Origin of the sequence: Persicimonas caeni, from assembly GCF_006517175.1 — a bacterium.
Lineage (GTDB): Bacteria > Myxococcota_A > Bradymonadia > Bradymonadales > Bradymonadaceae > Persicimonas > Persicimonas caeni.
Window position 1 is genome coordinate 1150152 of sequence record NZ_CP041186.1, and the last position, 20061, is coordinate 1170212.

The following is a 20061-nucleotide window of genomic DNA, read 5'->3' on the forward strand; positions in this document are numbered from 1 at the left end:
TGGCTGCCCAAATAGTATCCTAGGTGCATGAAGCACCTGCGTTTTCTCATAATTTCGCTTATCGCCGCGTTCGTCCTGAACGCCTGTGGCTCCACCTACGACACCTCGCGCATCCGCGATCCCAAAGGCGATCTGATCACCGATCGAGCCGCCAACGGACCCGACGGAAAGAAGCACGCACTCAGCGGCGGAGCGAGTTGGTACGGCAAGAAATTTCACGGCCGCACCACCGCCTCCGGCGAACCGTACGACATGTACGCCTTTACCGCGGCTCACAAGACCCTGCCGTTCCACACGGTGGTACGCGTCATCGAGCCGGAGACGAACAAATCGGTTGTTGTGCGCATCAACGACCGCGGACCCTACCACGGCAGCCGCATCATCGATCTGTCGTTTGCCGCGGCGACCGACCTGGACCTCGTCGAGCGCGGCGTGCAGCACGTCGAACTCGAGGTCGTGCAGTGGGGTGACGGCTCGCGGGTGCGTGCCACGGACTAGCACCGGCGCACTGGAACTCATATTCGTCCCTGAGTATAATCTGACTGGATTCAGCCTCCTGAAACAGCCGGGCACATGCCTTTTCGCTTGCCATTGTGGTTGGGAAGATACTGCGCCGCCTGCGGGCTGAGTCTCCTTACCTTCGTAGGATGTGGATGTTCCGGCGAGGCCCCCCCCGACGGCGACCGAAATGTGTATCGGGCGGAGGACGCGGGCGGGCGTGACGGAGTGAACGCCGACGCATCTGTAGATGACCTGACGACCCTGCCTCCTCCGCCCGAAAGGCCCGGGCCATTCAATCTCGATTGCCCTCCCGCCAGGCTATCTGACGAGCAGCGCCGCTGGCTTTCGCATACGCCCCACTGTTACGGCGAAGGTGAACCGCTCTTTGACGACGCGACCGAGTCATCTCAACTGGTGCACACTCACGGGTACGCAGACCACCTCACCCTCTATAAGCGCCAAGTTGGCGGCGGAGTCGCCCTCGAAGATTTCAACAACGACGGCGCCCTCGATCTGTATCTGAGCAACGCCAACGGGCCGAATCGGCTACTGCTGAACGACGGGAACGGTCAGTTCTTCGATTGCACCGCTCAGACCGCGATGGGATTCGCCCAGGATTGGACGAACGGTGTCAGTTCAGCCGATTACAACAATGACGGGTGGCAAGATCTCTACCTGACCAACCGGGGACCCGATCGCCTGATTCGCAACAACGGGGATGGGACGTTTACCGATGTGACCGAGCAGGCCAGCATCAGCGCCGACGCCAACAGTGGCACGGCGACGTGGGGAGATCTCGACGCCGACGGGCACCTCGATCTGTTCGTCTCGGCGCTCGCCTGGGAGTATACCAACGGCTACGAAAGCATTGTCCCCGGACGATCGCGGCTCTATCGCAACCTGGGCGACGGTAGCTTTCGAGAAGTTCTCCACGGAGTGAGCTTTGCGCCCGGAGCCTCGTTCATCTCCCCGATGGTCGATCTGGACGACGATGGAGATCTCGACCTGCTGCATACGCAGGAATTCTACCACATCACCCAGACTCAGTACTTTCGGAATGACGGCCCTACCTCCGATGGCTGGATTGACTGGCAGGAGCGCTTCGAGTTCCGCAGACTTCCGGTAAGTCACGCTGTGATGGGCGTAGCGCCCTTCGACATCAACCGTGACGGACGCCTCGATCTGGCGATGTCCGCACTTTGGGGGATGTCTCCGATGCGAGAAGCGTTGCTCGTCAATCGGGGCGACACCACGTTTGTCGACGAAGCCCCCGATCGTGGGGCGTTTGCCATGGACGCTGGGTACACTCCCGGAGAAACGCGCCGCTTTGTGAGTTGGGCGATGATCGCCGCCGACATCGACAACGATCGTGATGAGGATCTGTACGTCACCTACGGCCACTTCAGTCCGGGGGTCGACTGGGACGCCCCCCCAGAAGAGCATCCGCCCATGACACCGGACCAGCCCAACGCCCTATTGGTCAACGACGGACACGGACATTTCACACTGGCCGACGGGTCGTGTGCCGAGGACACTGGCCAAAGCCGCGCAGCAGCTGCCGGTGATGTCAATGGCGACGGGTGTGTCGATCTGGTGGTGGTCAATCAAAATGGCAACACCCGCCTCTTGCGCAACCGATGCGAAGCGGCCGGCCATGCGGTGTCGGTGCGCCTGCTCGGCACCCAGAGCAACCGCGATGCGGTCGGCGCCCGAGTCGAGTTGACTGTGGGCGACAACACGCAGCACAAGCGAGTCTTCGCCGGCTCCCGCGGAGTCCACTCCTCGCTGCCCAAACGACTGCACTTCGGACTGGGCGACGCCGACCAGGCCGATCGCCTCACGGTATGGTGGCCCTCGGGCAAGCATCAGGTATTCGGACCGATTCCGGCGGGCACGGTGGTACTTGAAGAGCCCTCCTCCTCCGACGCTCAATAAAAAAAGCCGGCGGCGCTTTCATTCGCGCCGCCGGCTTCATTCACCCCGATAAGTCGCCCATCAGGGCGTCATGCCTTCTCCGCATTTGCAAGTCGGATTGGGGGGATTGCTCCCATTGCCCCAGCCGAGCACGTACTGCGTGAAGTTCTTACCTTCGATTTCGTCGCGGCTGTCAGTGGGACACGAGCAAACGTCTCGCTCGTAGCAGGCGGCAGCTTCGTAGCCTGAAGGCAGGGTGTAGCGGTCGCCGTTTTGCTTGCGCACGTTGTCCCAACTGGTGCTCAGGTTGTCGCGCACACCGTTGCAGTCATCGTCGACGCCGTTGCACACCTCGGGCATCGGCTCGAGTGGATCGCACTGCCAACTGCCACCGGAACAACTGCGTATCCCGATATTGCAACGATTGACCTCGCGTTTCATCGCCGCTTGCTCGGCCGATCCAGGGTTGTCTTCGTAATCGACGTGGCACAGCGAGCCGTCGCTCAACCCCTCGTCCACCAGACCGTCACAATCATCGTCGATGCCGTTGCACGTCTCGGGAGACGGATCGCCCGGGGTCGCATCGCAGGCGATGGTGCCTTGGTTCGTGCAGTACTCACCTCCCTGACGCTCACATGCGCCCACACCCGCCGAGCAGGTGCCGCCCTCGCCGACCAGATCGGTTGGGCAATTGCGTTCCGGACGACAGATGTCCATGCCCTGGTTGCAACGCCAGCGGCCCACCGGGCACTCGCATGTGCGCGCCGGCGGATTCATGTCCGAGCCGCTGCAGCCCGAGTTGGGCTGCTCACGGCACAGACACGCCAGCTGAATGGAGACGTCGTTGCCATTGGGGTTGGTGACCAAACCGTCTCGAATCAACTGGCAATAGTCTCCCGAAGCCCCATCCGATCGGTCCAGAATTCGGATCGAGTTGTGCGCAGGAGACGCAAAATCCCAGCCTCGCGGACCACGCGGCGAGTCGATGTGGTAGACGCGCGTCGTCCCTCCCAGGTTGATCTTGAGGCAATCGTAGTCCGAACTCTTGCAGCCCTGCCATTGTTCGTCCCACGGCTGCGGACTGGTGGGCTCGGCGAACGCCGAGAGACTGAACGTGCACGAGATTTCGCGGGCAATGCCCGCCAGTGCCACCTTCAGAGCAGCCTCGTTGTCGGCTTGGTAGCTGCCGTCGCAGTTGCCGTCGAAGCTGCTCCAGTTGCCGGGATTGCTGCAGGGATCGCCGTTCGAGCATGTGCCGGTACCACCAGCCGCTGCGACCACGTCGTTGAACTCCTCGTCGGTGCCACCGCCAAAGCCCACCACGTACAACGGCGCGATGGCTCGGTGCTCGCAGGCTTTCTGGATCGTCTCGGTGTGGGCATCGGAGCCGAACGAAGCCGTCGTGGGTGCGCCGTCCGTAAGCAAGACGCCCGCCGAGCCTCCGGGAGCGTTCTTCACGGTCGCACTGTTCAGCATGCGGTGAATTGCCAGCGAAGTGGGCGTGCCCCCGGCGGGTCCGAGGCTGTTGAGCGTATTCATGATCCGCCAGTTGGCGTTTGCACTCGCCTCGTGACGAATATTGGCCTGCGTCCCCTCGTACGTACCCAACCCAAACTCGACGGTGTCGGGGCTACTCGCGGTCATATCGCGAGTGACCACGTCGATGGCGTCGACCGCAATGTCCCACTTCGAGCGAGTGACATTGGAGCACCACCAACTGCTCTCACGGTAATAGTCGACGCTGTCGAGCGAGTAGTTCGAGTAACGGGACGACAGGTAGTTGTCTAGACGGTCCCGGCACTGGTTGTCATTCGAGCAAGTATCGCAGTCGACATCACCGCTGATCGATTTCGTGTTCGAGTAGGACATCGACCATCGCCTGATACCGCAGTAGTCGCCCCAGTGCTTATCCTCTGCGTAGTCCTCCAACAGACCATCGGCTGCATTGCGGCAGTCATTGCGACTGCGGCACCAACTGCAATCAAAGGTCTTGGTCAGGCTATGCCAATCATCCCACCAGCCATCTTCCTCACAATATTGTCCGCTGAATCGGCACGTGTGCTTGCCATAGAGCGTGGCGTCGTAATCGCATTGATTACAGGTGTTGCCCACCGTGACCTGACCGCCCATCGAGCCCGAACGGTCGAGCATCAACATCGCCTGGGGCGGAGGCAGCGTCTGAATATCGCTACCGGAGTCCGGATTACACATTTGGCCGCCGGAGTTGGTCCAATGCCAGGCGTGAGCTTGCTGCCCTCCCACCATCAGCGCGGCGACTCCCAGACAGGCTGCGAGCAGCACATGAATTCGTTTTGTGGGTTTCATTGGCTATCTCTCATGCACAAACAAACAAGGAAATTACAAGTTCGTCTGGCTCTCACATGCCGATCGAGGGCCGTTCTACTTATACTCGAAGCTGTACTGGAAGGTCTCTCCACCGCTCGTCAGCTTGTCGACGACCACATAGTAGGTACCGTCTGCCGGAGCCACCCAATCGCCTTTCTCTGGAGACACGAACACGTCCACGCACTGGTAAGGATTCGCCCCACATCCGTTGAGAATGAACACGGCGTTGACATTGGAGTCGCCCGTCTGGGCGTCAATGTTGATGGTCTGGCCTTGAACCAAATTCGGGAAGCGAAAGACCACCTCACGCCCCGGCGTGGGTACCGTCGAGCCGTCGCCGAGCGCGCAGAACGTCTCGCCGTCGAAGTCGATGCTATTCGTGTAGGCTTTGAGATCGCCGGTAAACGTAGCCGTTGCGGTGACATCGATTGCTTGGTCGCAGAAATCGCCCAGGCAGGCCGATCCATCCGCACAACTATCGGCGCACGCAAATACCTGGCTCTGATTGCCTCCGGTGCAAATCTCCATCTCGCCGTTGGTGCACACACTTTGGCCCAATGGGCAGGATTCACCTGAAGCACTCAGCTCGATCGTAAAATCTGAGCTTCGGCCCACGTCTTGCTCGACGACCATCCATACATCGGTATTCGCCGGCACGAAGAGGCTCGATCCAGCGTCATAGCAGCGCTGCTGCGATGCCTGTTGGGTGCACGTGCTGCGAAATTCAATCTTGCCATCGGCCTGGCCCACCCACGTCTCTTGGAACTGAACGAGGCTATCCTCGGCCACGGTGAACTTGAAGATCTTTTCGGGCCCCGTATCCCCCGAGCATGAGGCGGCCAAGACATCGGATTCGCCCAGAAAAGAGCCTGTGGCGGTCAACGTGTTCGAAGTCGTCAGCGTCCCCAGATCTTCGGCCAACTGACACTTGTTCTCCGCGGTGGCTTCAACGCATGAACCATCCATGCACAACTCGCCGACCGCACACGGAGTCTCCGGACAAGTGGTCGGAGTATCACCGCCGTCACTGCCGTCAGAATCCGCGGCGTCTCCAGCGTCATCGGGGGTGTCCCCGTCCGTGCCGTCGGTGGCATCGGAGGCATCCGGAGTCGTCACATCTCCTGCGTCGGTCGCGCCTCCATCACTCGCGCCCCCATCGGTCCGGGAGTTGTTCCCGTTGTTATTATTGCCGCCCACAATGTTACTGGCGCCCCCCTCGGGACCGTCGTCGGATCCGCAACCGGCGACCAGTGCCATCGCGAGGAGCGTTGCGGTAATGACCTTCCAGTTTTTCTTCATGATATTCACTCGAGCTTCGTCCGAGGTGCAAAGCGTTGAGGAGACGAGAAAGAGGCTCCCCCGGCGAACGCCGTTGACCATAAGGAACAACCTTTCGGTCAAACAGCTACATTAAGCTTACAAAATCGCACATCAATCTTCAACATAATGCCTGAGAAAACCTGCGCTGTATTCTCACGCCGGAGTCTCTTGATTTCGTCGAGATGAGGCGCCATGACGCCTGTGAGTAGACTGAGCCCCCCTCCTCGACGCTGCCCTTCAATAAAAAACCGGGAACGGACATCCAGTCCGCCCCCGGTCGAGGTGATTAGTTATACAGACCTGTAATCACGGCCGAAGCCCCTCCCCGCACACGCAGGTGGGATCGGGAGGGTTACTGCCGTTGGCCCAACCGGCCACATAGCTCGAGAAATCGGTCCCCTCGATATCGTCGCGAGCGCCGTTGGGACACGAGCACACGTCGCGCTCGTAACAGGCCGCGGCAGCGTATTCTGACGGCAGCGTGTAGGGGTCGCCGTTTTCATCGACGACGAGATCCCAACTCGTACTCAGGTTGTCGACGCTGCCGTTGCAGTCGTCGTCGAGGCCGTTGCACACTTCGGGCATCGCGCCAAACGGCGCGCACGCGGGCGTGCCGCTGTCGCACAAGAACTCGCCCAAATTGCACCGATTGACCTCGTTGGAAATCATCAACTGTTCATCTGCGCATGCACCACCGACGCAGTCGACGTGGCAGAGTCCACCGATATCGAGCCCGCCCGGTGTGTTGTCATCGGCGCCGATCGCCTCGTCGGCTGCGCCGCCGCAGTCATTGTCGAGCCCGTCGCACACCTCCGGCTGCGGCGTGCCGGCCACCGCGTCGCACTCGGGTAGTCCGTCGATGCACTGGATGGTGCCGGTATTGGCGCACTCTCCGACGCCCACAGTGCACGCATCGCCCTCGCCGGTCTTGTCGGCCGGGTTGCCGTTGTCGTTGACGCAGGGCTCGCGCGGCTCGCACACGTCCGTTCCCTGTACACATACCCAATTGCCAACCTGGCAATCACACGCCCCCGGCGGCGGGACCATATCGCCCGCCGAGCAGTTCCCACCCGCCGTTTGAGTGCACATGCACGCACGCGTAATCGAGATGTCGTTTTCGTCGGGATCGCTCAAGTAGCCACTCTTGAGCTTCTGGCAGTAATCGTCGGCGGCGCCGTCGGCCATGTCGAGCAGTCGGATCTGGGTGTGATTCGTCGACGCCCAGGCCCATCCCACGGGCGCGTTGGTCGAACTGGTGTGGTAAATGCGTTGGTTGACCGCTCCGTTGAGCTGAATCTGCAGACAGTCATAGTTGGCGCATCCCTGATTGGGATCGTCCCACTCGGGATTTGCCGGATCGGTCGCCAGCGCACTGATATCGAAGGTGCACGCGATCTGGTTGCTGATCTGGTTGAGCGCGTTCTGAAACTCGGTCTGGTTTTCCGCCTGGTAGCTGCCCGTGCATTTACCCGTCCAGTAGGTCGCATCGTACTGGTAGGTGCCGCTCGCACAGGGGTCGCCGCCATTGGTGCAACTGCCGGTGCCGCCGGCCCCCGCCAAAACGTCGTTGAACGCCTTGTCGGTGCCTCCGCCAAAGCCAATCACGTACAGCGGCGCCGTCGCGCGGTGCTCGCACGCAGCCTGAATCACAGCGCTGCGTGCGTTGTCGGGCTCACCGTCCGTCACCAGAATACCGGCCGCACCGGTGGGCGCGCTCTGAATGGTGGTGCTCAAGTGCGCGGTGTCGATCGCCGTAGCCATGGGCGTGCCGCCCCCCGGCGACGTGTTGTTGAGCACGGCCATGATGTCGGGGTGGCGATCCTCCGCCGCCTCCAGATGAATCGTCGCCCCAGTGCCGTGGAACAATCCCAACCCAAAGCGCACGTCGTCGGGAAGCGCTTGCGTCAGATCGAACGTAATCGCGTCGATGGCCGCGACGGCAGCCTCCCAGAGCGATTGGACCCCATCACAACTGCGCCAACCCAAATATGCGGTGCTGTTGATGGTGTATGTCGAACCCGAACCGCTCAGGTAGTCGGACAGCATCGTCTCGCACATCAGCGCGTCGGTGCACCCGTCGCATACATACTCGTAGCCAACATAGGTGCGCCCATCGATGGAGCCGTCGAAGCTGCAAATATCTCCGCCGCAGGTCTGCGACGGGTTATCCATCGAGCCGCTGCGGTCGAGCATGATCATCGACTGGGGAGGCTCGGCCACGCCGGTCTCGAAGCCGGCCGCCGGCGCACATGTCCCGTCGTCAAAGTTCCAGCCCAGCGCCGGCGAGACGACCAAGAATGCAGCCACCAACGAGAACCAAAAGATCTTTGTGTTCGCTTTACGCCTCATACCGCCACTCCAAGCCTTCGAAAATTCACATTCACTCATCACTCGACACAGGCACTTGCGGCCGCGACCGCCGAAGCTCAGGGCCCGGTGATATCGAACCCGTAGCTAAAGCTGCCGGCTGTGGTCGATTGCTTGTCGATGATGACGAAATAGCTCTCATCACTGACGCCACTCGGCACCGTCCACGCGACCGAACTGTTCGTCCCCGACGCCACGAAGGCTTCTTCGCAGACGATCGACTGCGAGCAACTCGGAGCGATGAAGATGCCGACGTTGGGCCCCGTGTTGATCGTCACCGTCTGACCGGCGTCGAGTCCCTGCAGCTCGAAGATCACTTCACGTCCGGGGGTGGACACCGTGGAGGTATCGACGGTGCACAAACTGTTATTCGAAAAGTCGATATTGGCCTGGTAGGCGCCGAGGTCGCCGCCGAAGCTCGCCGAGCCCGAAACCGCAATGGCGTTCGAGCACAGGCTCCCGGAGCACACTTCGGCGTCGGCGCAGGTGTCGGCACACGCGAATGTCTGGCTGCTCGTGCCGCCGGTGCACACCTCGAAGGTGCCGGCATCACAACGCTCGACGCCCGCCGGACACGTCTCTTCGGCCGCGCTCAACGTGAAATCAAAATCGTTGCCGCGCCCGAGCGTCTGCTCGACGACGAGGTAGACGGTCGTGCCAGCCGCCACTGACAAGTCGTTGTTGCCATCGAAGCAACTGACATCCTCGTCCGCCGGGCTCTCACAGGCGTTCTGGCGGAACTCGAAGACCGCGTCGAACTGTTCGGGGAAATCGCTCTCGAAGCTGACCAGGCTGTCCTGGGCGACGTCGAACTTGTAGACGACCTCGTTGCCACCGCTCGAGCAGGTTGCCGTCAGCACATCACTCGCCTCGGCGGTCGTGCTCGAGACGACAATCGGTGAGTCGAGCGTAAGCGTGCCGAGATCTTCGGCGAGTTGGCATTTGCGCGCAGGCGTCTCCTCCAGGCAGGTGCCGTCCACGCAGACCTCTCCGGCTTGGCAGCTAACCTCTTGACAGCTCGTATCGCCGGGGTCAGCGTCGGCGTCGGGCGCATCCGTCGCAGCGTCACCTTCGCTCAAATCACCGTCGGTGACCGAAGCATCGGCGTCGCCGGTATCGCCGACATCGGGCGCATCGGCATTCCCGGCGTCGAGGCTGACGTCGTTCTCGTTATTCGGCCCTTGCACGCCGCCATTGCCGGGACCGTCTTCCTCACCGCCACATGCGGCTGTACTGCCGACAAAGAGCAACGCCGCAGCGACGATCATCCACCTTCTCGTCATGGATTTCACTCGAGCCTCATCCGAAGCAAATATCTGGTTAGCCGGCAACGCCACGCCGGCGACACTGAGCAACCGCTTTCTCAGAGCAGAACAAACACTCAGGCTCTACTAAACAATTTGTCGAGAACGGGGGTCGACCCCACAAACGAGTATACAGATCTGCCAGTCGCAATGCCAACCTTTGAGGCAAAATATCCCGCCCTGAAGGCCATACAGGGCCACTTCAACGCATCTCCCGCCCCTCTAATTTGAAGAAAAAATTTTATCTTCAGCTAACAACCAAAGACGGCCTTGTATACTACTACAAGATTAGAGGCCAACAATGTGATTCGTGAAGAAAAGGTTCAATTGGAGGTGGGATCGACGTCGAAGAACTCGAACGTTTCACCGGCCCAGTTACGGAAGACGACGTGCTGTCCCCCGTCGGCCGCCTCGCGCGACACGATATATTGGGGCACCAACTCGACCTTTCCGCCGCCGCCGGGCAAGTCGACCACGAAGTCGGGCACGCCCATGCCTCCAATGCGGCCGCGCAGATGGTCGAGGATGGACAGGCCGGTCTTCAGGGGCGTGCGAAAGTGTGTGATCCCCTCGGACATGTCGCACTGCAGGATGTAGTAGGGACGACAGCCATGGGTGAGGAGCTTTCGGTTGAGCTCGAGGACCGTCTCGGGGTCGTCGTTGACGCCTTTGAGGAGAACCATCTGATTGCCGAGCACACAGCCGGCGCGCACGAGTTTGTCGAGGGCGCGACAGGCGTCCTCTCCCAACTCACGCGGATGGTTGAAGTGGGTATGCAGGTAAACGGGCGCGACGTCGGCCAACAACTCGCACAACTCGTCGGTGATGCGCTGCGGCAGCGTCACCGGATTGCGCGTGCCCAGCCGAATGACCTCGACGTGCTCGATAGCGCGCAGGGCGCGCAGAATCTCGGCCAGGCGCGCATCGCTCAACGTCAGCGGATCTCCGCCGGAGACGAGCACGTCGCGCACTTCGGGGGTGTTTCGAATATAGGTCAGCCCAGCTTCGATCTGCGCACGGGAGGCTGCGGTGGTCGGATCGGAGACTTTGCGCTTTCGGGTGCAGTGGCGGCAATAAACCGGACAGTTGTGGCTCACATAAAAGAGCACCCGGTCGGGGTACCGATGAGTGAGCCCCGGCACCGGCATATGGGCCTCTTCGGCGAGGGGGTCTTCGAGCTCGAAGGGCTGCGTTTCGAGCTCTCCCGGCTGCGGCAAGGCCTGCAGACGCACCGGACACCCCGGGTCGCTCGGGTCGATGAGCGAGGCGTAATGCGGCGTCACCGCCACCCGGAACGCCCCACAGCTGTCGGCAAAAGCTCGACGCTCCTCATCGGTCAGCTCGACGACCTGCTCCACCTGCTCGAGCGTGCGCAGGCGGTTTCGCTGCTGCCAATGCCAGTCATTCCACTGCTCACGAGTGACCGACTTCCACAGGGCAGCTCGATTGTCGTAGGTCGAATTCGCCATGAGGCTCAACTCAATGCACGATACGCACACTCGCCACGGTGGGGACGAGCTGTGAGCGAAGGTGGAAGCGCAAGTCGACGTGGCCGACGACCTCTGCGTCGTGGCCGGTGATCGGCCCGTCGACATGGGTCACCCACTCGACCGGGTGCAGCGGGTCGACCTTGCTGCACAACCGGATGCGGTGGGGCGTGCCATCGGCAGCGTCGAAGCCCATCTCGTACTCGATGCCGTCCTCGGAGAGCAGCCGCACGCGGATCGTTCCGCGCACCTCGGCGTGCTCGACCAGGCCCTCGAGGGTGAGCGTGCCGTCGATATTGCCCTCGAGATCGCGCGCCAGGCGCCCCACGTTGGGGAACTCGGCTTGCAACGTCAGACGTGCGCGCCCCGCCTTGCCACTCGTGTCGTCTCGCTCGGCGTCCCGCCACTCCCCTTCGAGCACCTGGCGGAACCCAAAGCCCACGTTTTGCTTGCGGTCCTTGAGGCGTACGCGCGTCTCGGTGTCGAAGCGCGGCGCCCAGCCGTGATCTTGATACCAACGAATCGTCTCGACGATTCCCTGGCGAAAGTCGGTGTATTTGGCCTTCCAGCCGAGCGCCTTGAGCGCGTCTGCGCCCAGGATATTGTCCTTCTCCACATAGAACAGCGCGTTGCGGTCGACGCGCGGGCGCAGCGGGCTATGCAGCTCGTACTGGTGCTGGACCCGATTCCACAGCCCGCGCAGCAGCTGCCGGGCCAGATCGAAGATCCACTCCCGGTCGATCAGCGGCGACAGCGCCGTCCACAGCGCCGTGTTGGGAAACGGCACCAGCGGGCCGACTTCGAGGCCGTAGGCTTCGGTGATCGAGGTGATCACCTCGCCAAAGCCCAGCGGCGTGTCGTCGGCGACGTTGAAGGTGCGCTCGAACGCCTCCTCGTTGCCCAGCACCCACAGCGCGGCGCTGGCCGCGTCTTCGACGTAGCACCAGTTCGTGCGCGGCCCGCCGGTAATCCCCGGAAGGTAAGGCATAAACCCGCGGACCAGCGGCGGAAGCGTGGCGATGCTCGCCCCCATCTTGGCGCAGTGCGGCCCGTAGATGAGCGCGGGGCGCAGCACCGTCCAATGCGTCTCGCCCGACGTCGAGGCGAGCACCTCTTCGCTGTCGATCTTGGTCTGCTCGAAGGCGTTGCTCGCCTCGACGGGGTCGTCTTCGCTGCGCAAGCCCGACTGCGGCCGATAAATCGCCCCGCAGCTAAAATGAACGAAGTGCTCGAGCCCGGCGCGATCGGCGGCTTCGTACAGCTCGCGGACCAACTCGACGTTGACCCCGGCCAATTCCGGATAACTTTCCGACAGGCTGACCAACGCAGCGGTGTGCACCACCGCCGCACAGCCGTCGACGAGCGCGTCCAAGTTGGCCGCCGACAGCTCGGCGTAGCGCCAATCGACGTCCTCGTGGGGGTCAAACAGACCGTGCAGCTCGACCTCGGTGGCCGCCACCCGATCGATGGCGCGCACGCGCAAGCCTGCGTCGAGCGCCTTTCGCACCACGTGGCGCCCCACCCCGCCGGCGGCGCCGGTCACCAAGACCAGCGTTCCCGGCTCGAGATTCGTTTTGAGACCCTCTTGCGTACTCATGGCGACACCGATTCCTGTCTATGTCCTGACACTGCGCGATGGCTAGCACAGTAGAACGGCGTTTGTCAGCTTTCGGTGTCGCCATGCTCGGCGTCAATTACAAAGACAGATTTGGCGCGATGACGTTGTCCAGCGCAGGGTTGAACCGCACGCGCACACTCCCGACACCGGCGAGCGACGACAAATCGACGGTATGGAGCAGATCGTTATTCTCGATGAGGAGCCTCATGTCGATCGAGACGAGCTGCGCTGCCGAGACCATCAGCAGCGCGTCGTTGCCCGCGATGAGCAGTTCGCCGGCCGATACCAGCGCCGGAAGATCGATCTGCTGCAATGAGGGGTTTCCAAAAATATGGATGACCCCGTCGACCGTCTCGAGCGACCCGAGATTGTCTAGCGCCACCAGCGATGGGTTCCCCTCGACGACCAAGCCCTCACCGATGGACTCGAGCTCGTCGAGCCCGGCCAGGCTACGCAGATTGGCGTTGTCGGCGACACCGACGAAGCCGCCGACGGAGCGAAGCCCGCTCAAAAACCGAAGGTCGGTGACGTCGTCGGTGTTCTGAACGAAAAGACTCCCGCCGATCTCGACACAACCGTCGGAATTGCCGATAGCATCCGCATCACTCGCGCTATTGATGACCACGTCGCCTTCAATGATAGCGCAGGGCTCGTCACCGCCATCATCGCCGTCGCCGTCGTCGACACGCTCGACGAGCTTGGCGATGACAGAAAATTGAGCGGCATAGATCGCATCTCCATCAACGGCGACAGCCGCCCCGAAACTGAGGGGCGCGTCCCCGAAGAGAAACGTCCAGGATTCAGCCCCGCCCGCTGTGTATTTTCGAATATAGGTGCGTTGCCCAGTCGCAGGGTCTTCTCCCCCGAGTGTGGGTCCGGCTTGGAGGGCTACATAGATGTCGGACATTCCCGCCGCGATCGCGTCGGCCGTATCTGCGATTGGGGTCCCGAACTGAGTGGTCCACTGCTCGGCGCCGTCAGCGCCGTAAGTCCGCACGAAGGCGTCGCGATCGCCCAAATTACTCTGGCCGGAAAGCGCCCCGTCGGTCCATCCGCTCACGTGGACACGTCCCGCGGTCACGGCCACGTCGGTCGCCAGGTCGTTGGCCGTGCTGCCGAATTGGTCGAGCCAGACGCGTGTCCCGTCGGTGTCGAAGTGAGCCACGAACGCGTCACGGGCGCCCAGATTGCTCTGGCCGGAGAGCGCCCCGTCGGTCCAACCGCTCACGGACAGGCCGTCATCGTTGATCGCGATGCCGGTCGCCTCGTCGTCGACGTCCGGATCGCCGAAGCGCGAGCTCCACACGAGGTTGCCATCGAGGTCGAACTTGATGACGAACGCATCGAAGGGCAGCGTCTGCCGGCCAGGTGCGAAAGGACTGCCTGTGGAACCGCTTACGTAGATGCCCGTGTCGTCGATGACGGCATCGCTCGGGTCCGTGACCCGTTGATCCGCGAACGCGAATTCTTCGGTCCAGAGCACTGTGCCATCGTGGGTGTACTTTCGGATGAAGAGCCCAGCTCTCGCCCCCTGCATCGCCGAGGCGAAACCAGCCTCGCCGACGGCATATACACCGGTCGCGTCCACCAAGATGGCGTCGACAAACTCGAGCTGGCGCAGGGCGAACGCATCGGACCACAGCTCGTTTCCATCCGCATCGTAGGCGCGAATGAAGGCATCTGGCCCTCGACCGACGTCCGGAAAGCCCGGCAGTACGCCTCCCCCGCCGAGCAAGCCGCCGACGTAGACGTTGCCGTCGGCGCCCACCGTCCTAATGCGCGCGTTGGCACCCGCTTCGATCTGTCGTGTCCACTCGAGTTGCGGCTCATCGCCTGCCGTCTGCGCACTTGCGGCTGTCCTCGACGCTCCGGGGCTCGTGCCCGGTGTGTCACCTGGGCTGACATCGCCACATGCGATCGAGCAAACGAATGATAATACGATTGGAAAGAGCAATCGTCTCGTCATGAGGTCCCCCTTGTCGATTTGCATCCCCCACAACTCCGACCAAGTCGGGCCAAACGGCACCCGGCGTCAGTCACCAATACGGGGCCCCTACTCACGAGGAGCTGCGCAATCTACCCTAACCCCTTCAAGATTAGTCATTTTATGAAGGCATCAAACACTCCTTGAGACGAACACCTGCGCAGTTAGACTCGAGCCCGGGCAATGCGACTCGTCGAGGTTCTTTTCAAAACGTCGACAAGAGCCCCCTATCTTGCAGCGAGGTTAGGGGGCGTGCTAATCGTCGCCCTTGTCTGAATGCTGTTGATTGAAACACTACATCAAGGAGCCACACGCCATGGCCGAACACGTATACATCGAAGACATCGCCGACCACGTAGGCGAGACCGTCACCATCAAAGGGTGGCTCTACAACATGCGCTCGAGCGGCAAGCTCCACTTCTTGGAGCTTCGCGACGGCACCGGCTTTATGCAGGGCGTCATGTTCAAGGGCGACGTCGATGAGGAGTTGTTCGACAAGACGAATTACCTGCGCCAGGAGACGAGCATCATCGTCACCGGCACCGTCAAAGAGGACGAGCGCGCCCCGTTCATCCCCTTCGAGATGGGCATCTCCGATATCGAGGTCGTCGCTGAGCCGACCCAAGAGTACCCGGTCACCCATAAAGAGCACGGCGTGGCGTTCCTCATGGAGAACCGCCACCTGTGGATGCGCACTCCGCGCCAAGTCGCGATCATGAAGGTGCGCCACGAGATCATCAAAGCGATCCGTGGCTTCTTCGACGACCGCAAATTCCAGCTCGTCGACGCGCCTATCTTCACCCCGGCGGCCGTCGAGGGCACCACCACGCTCTTCGAGACCGAATACTTCAGCCAGAAGGCCTACCTGACCCAGTCGGGCCAGCTCTACATGGAGGCCGGCGCGATGGCCTTCGGCAAGGTCTACTGCTTCGGGCCGACTTTCCGCGCCGAGAAGTCCAAGACTCGCCGTCACCTGACCGAGTTCTGGATGGTCGAGCCGGAGGTCGCCTATATGGAGCTCGACGAGGACATGGACTTGGCCGAGGCCTTTGTCCAGCACATCGTCAGCCACGTGCTCGAGCACTGCAAAGACGAGCTCGAGACCCTCGAGCGCGACACCGCGCCCCTCGAGAAGATCGCCCAGCCTTTCCCGCGCATCAGCTACGACGAAGCCGTCGAGATCATCAAAGAGAACGGCGGTGACATCGAGTACGGCGCCGACTTCGGCGCGCCCGACGAGACCATCCTGGGCGAGCACTTCGACACCCCGGTCATGGTCCACCGCTACCCGGCGGACATCAAAGCGTTCTACATGCGCAAAGATCCCAACGACGAGACCAAGGCGCTGTGCGTCGACGTGATCGCGCCCGAAGGTTACGGCGAGATCATCGGCGGCGGCGAGCGTGAGTGGGACGTCGAGAAGCTCGAAAAGTCCATCGAGGAACATAACCTGCCGATGGAAGCGTTCGAATGGTACCTGGACGTTCGCCGCTACGGCTCGGTGCCGCACGCCGGCTTCGGTCTGGGCCTCGAGCGGACCGTCGCCTGGATGTGCGGTCTGCACCACGTGCGTGAGACGATCCCGTTCCCCCGCATGATGGACAAGATCATCCCGTAATTCCCGTAGGACCGGTTCAAACGTGTCCGAAGACGGAAAAAAACCATCGGGCTCCTCCGAGAGCCCCGAAGAAGCGCCACAGGATTCACTGCGCGGCAGCGTCGAGCTGCCGCGCGTGATCCTGGGCAGCGACGACGGCGACCGCGCAGCCCCTCGTAAACGGGTGTTGCCGGGACTGGTCGACGTTCGCTGGCTGGTCTACCCGGCCTATATCACCTGCTTTATCGCCGGGGGACTGGCCGTCGACTTCGCCATCGAGGGCGGCGAATGGTCGGCCGCGCCCGTGGCGCTCGCCTGGCTGATGCTCTTCTTCTGGGAGTGGATTTACGGCGTCGCCTACCGCTACCGACGCACCATCCTCAAATACTTCTCCTTTCTGCTCGTCGCCGGGCTCAGCGCCGGCCTGGCCGCTCTATGCTGGGAACGCGCCGAGCCCCAGCTGGTGGCCACTGCCGCCGAGCTGGTCGACCGCGACCACGCCACCATCCTCGACTATGCCGCCATCACCACCCTCCTGAGCGGCGCCTTCGTCACGATCCACGTCGTCGTCGCGGGTCGTGGCTATCGCGAGAAAAAAGTGCGTGGTAAACCTTGAGCCATGAATATTGACGCAATTTACTGGATGGGAGCTGCGTTCGCCTTCGTCTTCGGGGCGGTGGTCGGCAGCTTTTTGAATGTGGTGATCTACCGCGTGCCCGCCGGCCTGAGCGTGGTCAGCCCGCCCAGCCGCTGTCCGGTCTGCGAGAGCCAGATTCGATGGTACGACAATATCCCGATCATCTCGTGGGCGCTCCTGCTGCGCGGCAAATGCCGTGACTGCGGCACGCCCATCCCGGCGCGCTATGCGCTCGTCGAGGCGCTGACCGGCGTGTTGACCGCCGCCTTGTGGTTCAAGGTCGCCCACCCCTTCTTTACGAGCGTCGAGGTCTTCACCCAGACCCCGGCGATCAACTACCTGTTGCCCTTCGGCCTCTACTTCTTCTTTTTGTGTCTGATGGTCGTCATCACCTTCGTCGACCTCGACCACACGATCATCCCGCACAAGTTCACGCTGCCCGGCATGGCCGTGGGCGTCGCCGTCCCCTTCTTGTTCAACTGGCTGCTCGAGCCGGGCGCTCTGGCCGACTTCTGGCCGAAGGTGACCGTCTTCGAGAGCGTCGTCGGCCTGATCGCCGGCGGCCTGGCGGTCATCGTCATCTTCTACGCCTACTTCGCTCTGCGCGGCATCGCCGGCATCGGCGGCGGCGACGTCACCCTCATGGCGGTCGTGGGTGCGTGGCTCGGCTGGCCTGCGCTGATCTTCGTCTTCTTCGCCGCCAGCATGCAGGGCACCTTGGCCGCCGTCGCAGCGATGATCTTCGGGGGCAGCAGCCTCCTTCGCGACCACGGCGAGTTGCTCGCCGACGAAGAGGAGCAGGAATTGCGCGAGGAGGCCGCCGAACGATTCGAAGCCGACACGGTCGCCGAACTCGAAGAGCCGAGCGAACCTGCTGTAGAATCGCCTGATACAGAATCGCCTGCTGCAGACGAACCGGCCGAGGACGAACCGGCCGAGGACGAGGCGACCGACGAAGACCAGACCGCCAGCCCCATGGCCGTCCCCTTCGGCCCGTTCATCGCGCTGGCGGCCGTCGAGCACTTCTTCATCGGCGACCTGCTCCCCTCGGCCCTGTCGATGAGTTATCTGTACGAATTCGGACACTGGTAATGGTCGGCCCGCCCACTCAACGACGAGGCATCCCCGGAGGCCTGCGCGCCCAGCTTTTGATGGGCCTGTGCCTGCTCATCGTCGCCGCCTTCATTCTGGCCGGCGTCGTCGCCGAGCACGCCATCCAGCGCCAACTGCCCATCGAAGACACCCGCCGTCTGCTCGTCGTCTACCTGGGCCTCGACGCCCTGTTCATCTTGCTGGTGGGCTACGCCTTTTTGACCTACGTGGTCATGCGCCCCTTGCGCGCCATCGGCGTCGCCAGCGAGCGCGCCGCCCGCGGCGACCTGGCCAGCCCCATCACGGTCTTGCCCCCAACGAGTTCGGCCAGGTCGGCCGCCAATTCAACGGCATGCTCGACGAGCTTCGCCAAAACCGCGAGGAGCTCGAAGCCCGCCTCGACGAACTCGACCAGGCCAACAAGCAACTGCGCGAGGCCCAAGACTCGCTCATCCGCTCGGAAAAGCTCGCCAGCGTCGGCCAACTCGCCGCCGGCGTCGCCCACGAGGTCGGCAACCCCCTGGCCGCCATCTCCGGCTACCTCGAACTCCTCGACGACGGCGACCTCGACGACGACCTCACCGCCGACATCCTCCAGCGCTCTCAAAAGGAAGTCGAGCGCATCCGCACCATCATCCGCGACCTGCTCGACTTCAGCCGCGAAGAGGCCGAGCCGGCCATCGAAGCGGTCGCGCTGCCGCGATGCGTCGAAGAAGCCAAAAACCTCGTCAAAGCCCAACCCAAATCGCGCAACGTCGACATCGTCGACCACACCCCCGCCGACCTGCCCCAGGTGCGCGCCGTCGGCTCGCAGGTCGTCCAAATCCTGGTCAACCTCTTGATCAACGCCGTCGACGCGATGGAGGGCGAAGCCGGCGAGATCGCCATCACGGCCGAAACCCGCGACGACCAGGTCGCGCTCATCGTCGAAGACAACGGCCCGGGCATCCCCGACGACAAGCTCCAGCGCGTCTTCGACCCGTTTTTCACGACCAAGGATCCGGGCGAAGGCACCGGCCTGGGCCTGGCGATCTGCCTGCGGATCATGCGCCGGCTGGACGGCGATATCCGCGTGGAGAGTCGCGAGGGCGAAGGCGCCCGCTTCGAGCTCGTCTTCCAGCGTTGATGCTCTGGCCAGATGTTGGGGGCTGTTGCGAGGGGCGCTGGCATTCGGAGGCAGCGCTTCCAGCGCTGGTCGCAGGACCGTACGGTCTTGCTACGAGGGCAAGATGCCCTGCCTCCAAAGGTGTTTGCGACAGCCTCTCTGTCCCGCCCGGTGAATCAGCCTGTGCAGCTAACCGAGGCGCCCAACTCCTCGAAGACCCCGGCGGGTTCACCCCGCCGGTGAACGAGCCTGTGCAGCTAAGCCGAGGCGCCCAACTCCCCGAAGACCCCGGCGGGTTCACCCCGCCGGTGAACGAGCCTGTGCAGCTAACCGAGGCGCCCAACTCCCCGAAGACCCCGGCGGGTTCACCCCGCCCGGTGAACGAGCCTGTGCAGCTAAACCGAGGCGCCCAACTCCCCGAAGACCCCGGCGGGTTCACCCCGCCCGGTGAATCAGCCTGTGCAGCTAACAGGCCGCCATTGGCCGTCACGGCGACACACCGGTGCGTCTACCGGCGAAATTCGCCGGCATGGGCGCTGCGGATTTGCTTGTGATTGTGTTCGGCTCACGGGCTAGGCCCGCCCCGTTTTGAAGCCACCTCGGATAGGTCATACGCTGGGCGCATGCCCACCCCGACGCCACGACCTACGAATTACAACGACGTCGCTGCGGCACTCCCATGGCACAGGCTCATCTTCACGCCACATCTGAACTTCGACGCATCAACAAACCCGCACCGGGCAAATCCGACCGTTTCGCCACAAGGACGAAACCGCCGGCTCGGCCTCC

15 protein-coding genes are annotated in these 20061 nt (G+C 62.5%); 6 read left to right on the forward strand and 9 right to left on the reverse strand.

What is annotated here, in order from left to right:
- Positions 1 to 27 precede the first annotated feature (27 nt).
- Positions 28 to 498 (forward strand): septal ring lytic transglycosylase RlpA family protein, encoded by a 471-nt coding sequence (locus FIV42_RS04315; RefSeq protein ID WP_141196486.1) that lies wholly within the window; start codon positions 28 to 30, stop codon positions 496 to 498.
- Positions 499 to 915: 417 nt separating this feature from the next.
- A complete protein-coding gene (locus tag FIV42_RS04320; protein ID WP_168210399.1) occupies positions 916 to 2436 on the forward strand; it encodes a CRTAC1 family protein in 1521 nt (506 codons plus the stop codon).
- Between the two features lie 60 nt (positions 2437 to 2496).
- Here FIV42_RS04320 and FIV42_RS04325 read toward each other — a convergent pair whose 3' ends face one another.
- The 7 genes from FIV42_RS04325 to FIV42_RS04355 form a co-directional block, all read right to left on the reverse strand.
- Positions 2497 to 4740 (reverse strand): vWA domain-containing protein, encoded by a 2244-nt coding sequence (locus FIV42_RS04325; protein ID WP_141196488.1) that lies wholly within the window; start codon positions 4738 to 4740, stop codon positions 2497 to 2499.
- A gap of 75 nt (positions 4741 to 4815) precedes the next feature.
- Positions 4816 to 6060 carry a hypothetical protein gene (locus tag FIV42_RS04330; protein ID WP_141196489.1) on the reverse strand — a complete coding sequence of 415 codons (1245 nt, stop codon included), beginning with the start codon at positions 6058 to 6060 and terminating at the stop codon, positions 4816 to 4818.
- A 327-nt stretch (positions 6061 to 6387) separates the two neighbouring features.
- Positions 6388 to 8430 (reverse strand): vWA domain-containing protein, encoded by a 2043-nt coding sequence (locus FIV42_RS04335; protein ID WP_168210400.1) that lies wholly within the window; start codon positions 8428 to 8430, stop codon positions 6388 to 6390.
- A 77-nt stretch (positions 8431 to 8507) separates the two neighbouring features.
- Positions 8508 to 9731 (reverse strand): hypothetical protein, encoded by a 1224-nt coding sequence (locus FIV42_RS04340; protein ID WP_141196491.1) that lies wholly within the window; start codon positions 9729 to 9731, stop codon positions 8508 to 8510.
- Positions 9732 to 10075: 344 nt separating this feature from the next.
- Positions 10076 to 11221, reverse strand: coding sequence for a KamA family radical SAM protein (locus FIV42_RS04345; RefSeq protein ID WP_222615373.1), 1146 nt, complete (start codon positions 11219 to 11221; stop codon positions 10076 to 10078).
- Between the two features lie 10 nt (positions 11222 to 11231).
- Positions 11232 to 12836: an NAD-dependent epimerase/dehydratase family protein gene (locus FIV42_RS04350; protein ID WP_141196493.1), complete on the reverse strand. Its 1605-nt coding sequence runs from the start codon at positions 12834 to 12836 to the stop codon at positions 11232 to 11234.
- Positions 12837 to 12933: 97 nt separating this feature from the next.
- Entirely contained in the window at positions 12934 to 14625 is a 1692-nt protein-coding gene (locus FIV42_RS04355) for a receptor L domain-containing protein (protein WP_168210401.1), read from the reverse strand.
- A 532-nt stretch (positions 14626 to 15157) separates the two neighbouring features.
- Here FIV42_RS04355 and asnS point away from each other — a divergent pair.
- From asnS to FIV42_RS04370, 3 genes are read left to right on the forward strand one after another with little or no spacing between them, the layout of a single operon-like run.
- On the forward strand, positions 15158 to 16459 hold the full coding sequence (gene asnS, locus FIV42_RS04360; RefSeq protein WP_141196495.1) for an asparagine--tRNA ligase: 1302 nt from the start codon (positions 15158 to 15160) through the stop codon (positions 16457 to 16459).
- A gap of 22 nt (positions 16460 to 16481) precedes the next feature.
- Positions 16482 to 17054: a hypothetical protein gene (locus tag FIV42_RS04365; RefSeq protein ID WP_141196496.1), complete on the forward strand. Its 573-nt coding sequence runs from the start codon at positions 16482 to 16484 to the stop codon at positions 17052 to 17054.
- A 3-nt stretch (positions 17055 to 17057) separates the two neighbouring features.
- Positions 17058 to 18167 carry an A24 family peptidase gene (locus tag FIV42_RS04370; protein WP_141196497.1) on the forward strand — a complete coding sequence of 370 codons (1110 nt, stop codon included), beginning with the start codon at positions 17058 to 17060 and terminating at the stop codon, positions 18165 to 18167.
- Here the strand turns inward: FIV42_RS04370 and FIV42_RS29995 are convergent.
- The gene (locus FIV42_RS29995; RefSeq protein ID WP_168210402.1) at positions 18140 to 18301 is read right to left on the reverse strand and encodes a hypothetical protein; all 162 of its coding nucleotides are present in this window, start codon (positions 18299 to 18301) and stop codon (positions 18140 to 18142) included. The genes FIV42_RS04370 and FIV42_RS29995 overlap by 28 nt on opposite strands.
- A gap of 89 nt (positions 18302 to 18390) precedes the next feature.
- Positions 18391 to 18540, reverse strand: a complete 150-nt coding sequence (locus FIV42_RS30000; RefSeq protein WP_168210403.1) for a hypothetical protein — start codon at positions 18538 to 18540, stop codon at positions 18391 to 18393.
- Between FIV42_RS30000 and FIV42_RS04375 the strand changes: the two genes are divergently transcribed.
- The gene (locus tag FIV42_RS04375) at positions 18520 to 19293 is read left to right on the forward strand and encodes a sensor histidine kinase (protein ID WP_141196498.1); all 774 of its coding nucleotides are present in this window, start codon (positions 18520 to 18522) and stop codon (positions 19291 to 19293) included. The genes FIV42_RS30000 and FIV42_RS04375 overlap by 21 nt on opposite strands.
- Positions 19294 to 20061 lie beyond the last annotated feature (768 nt).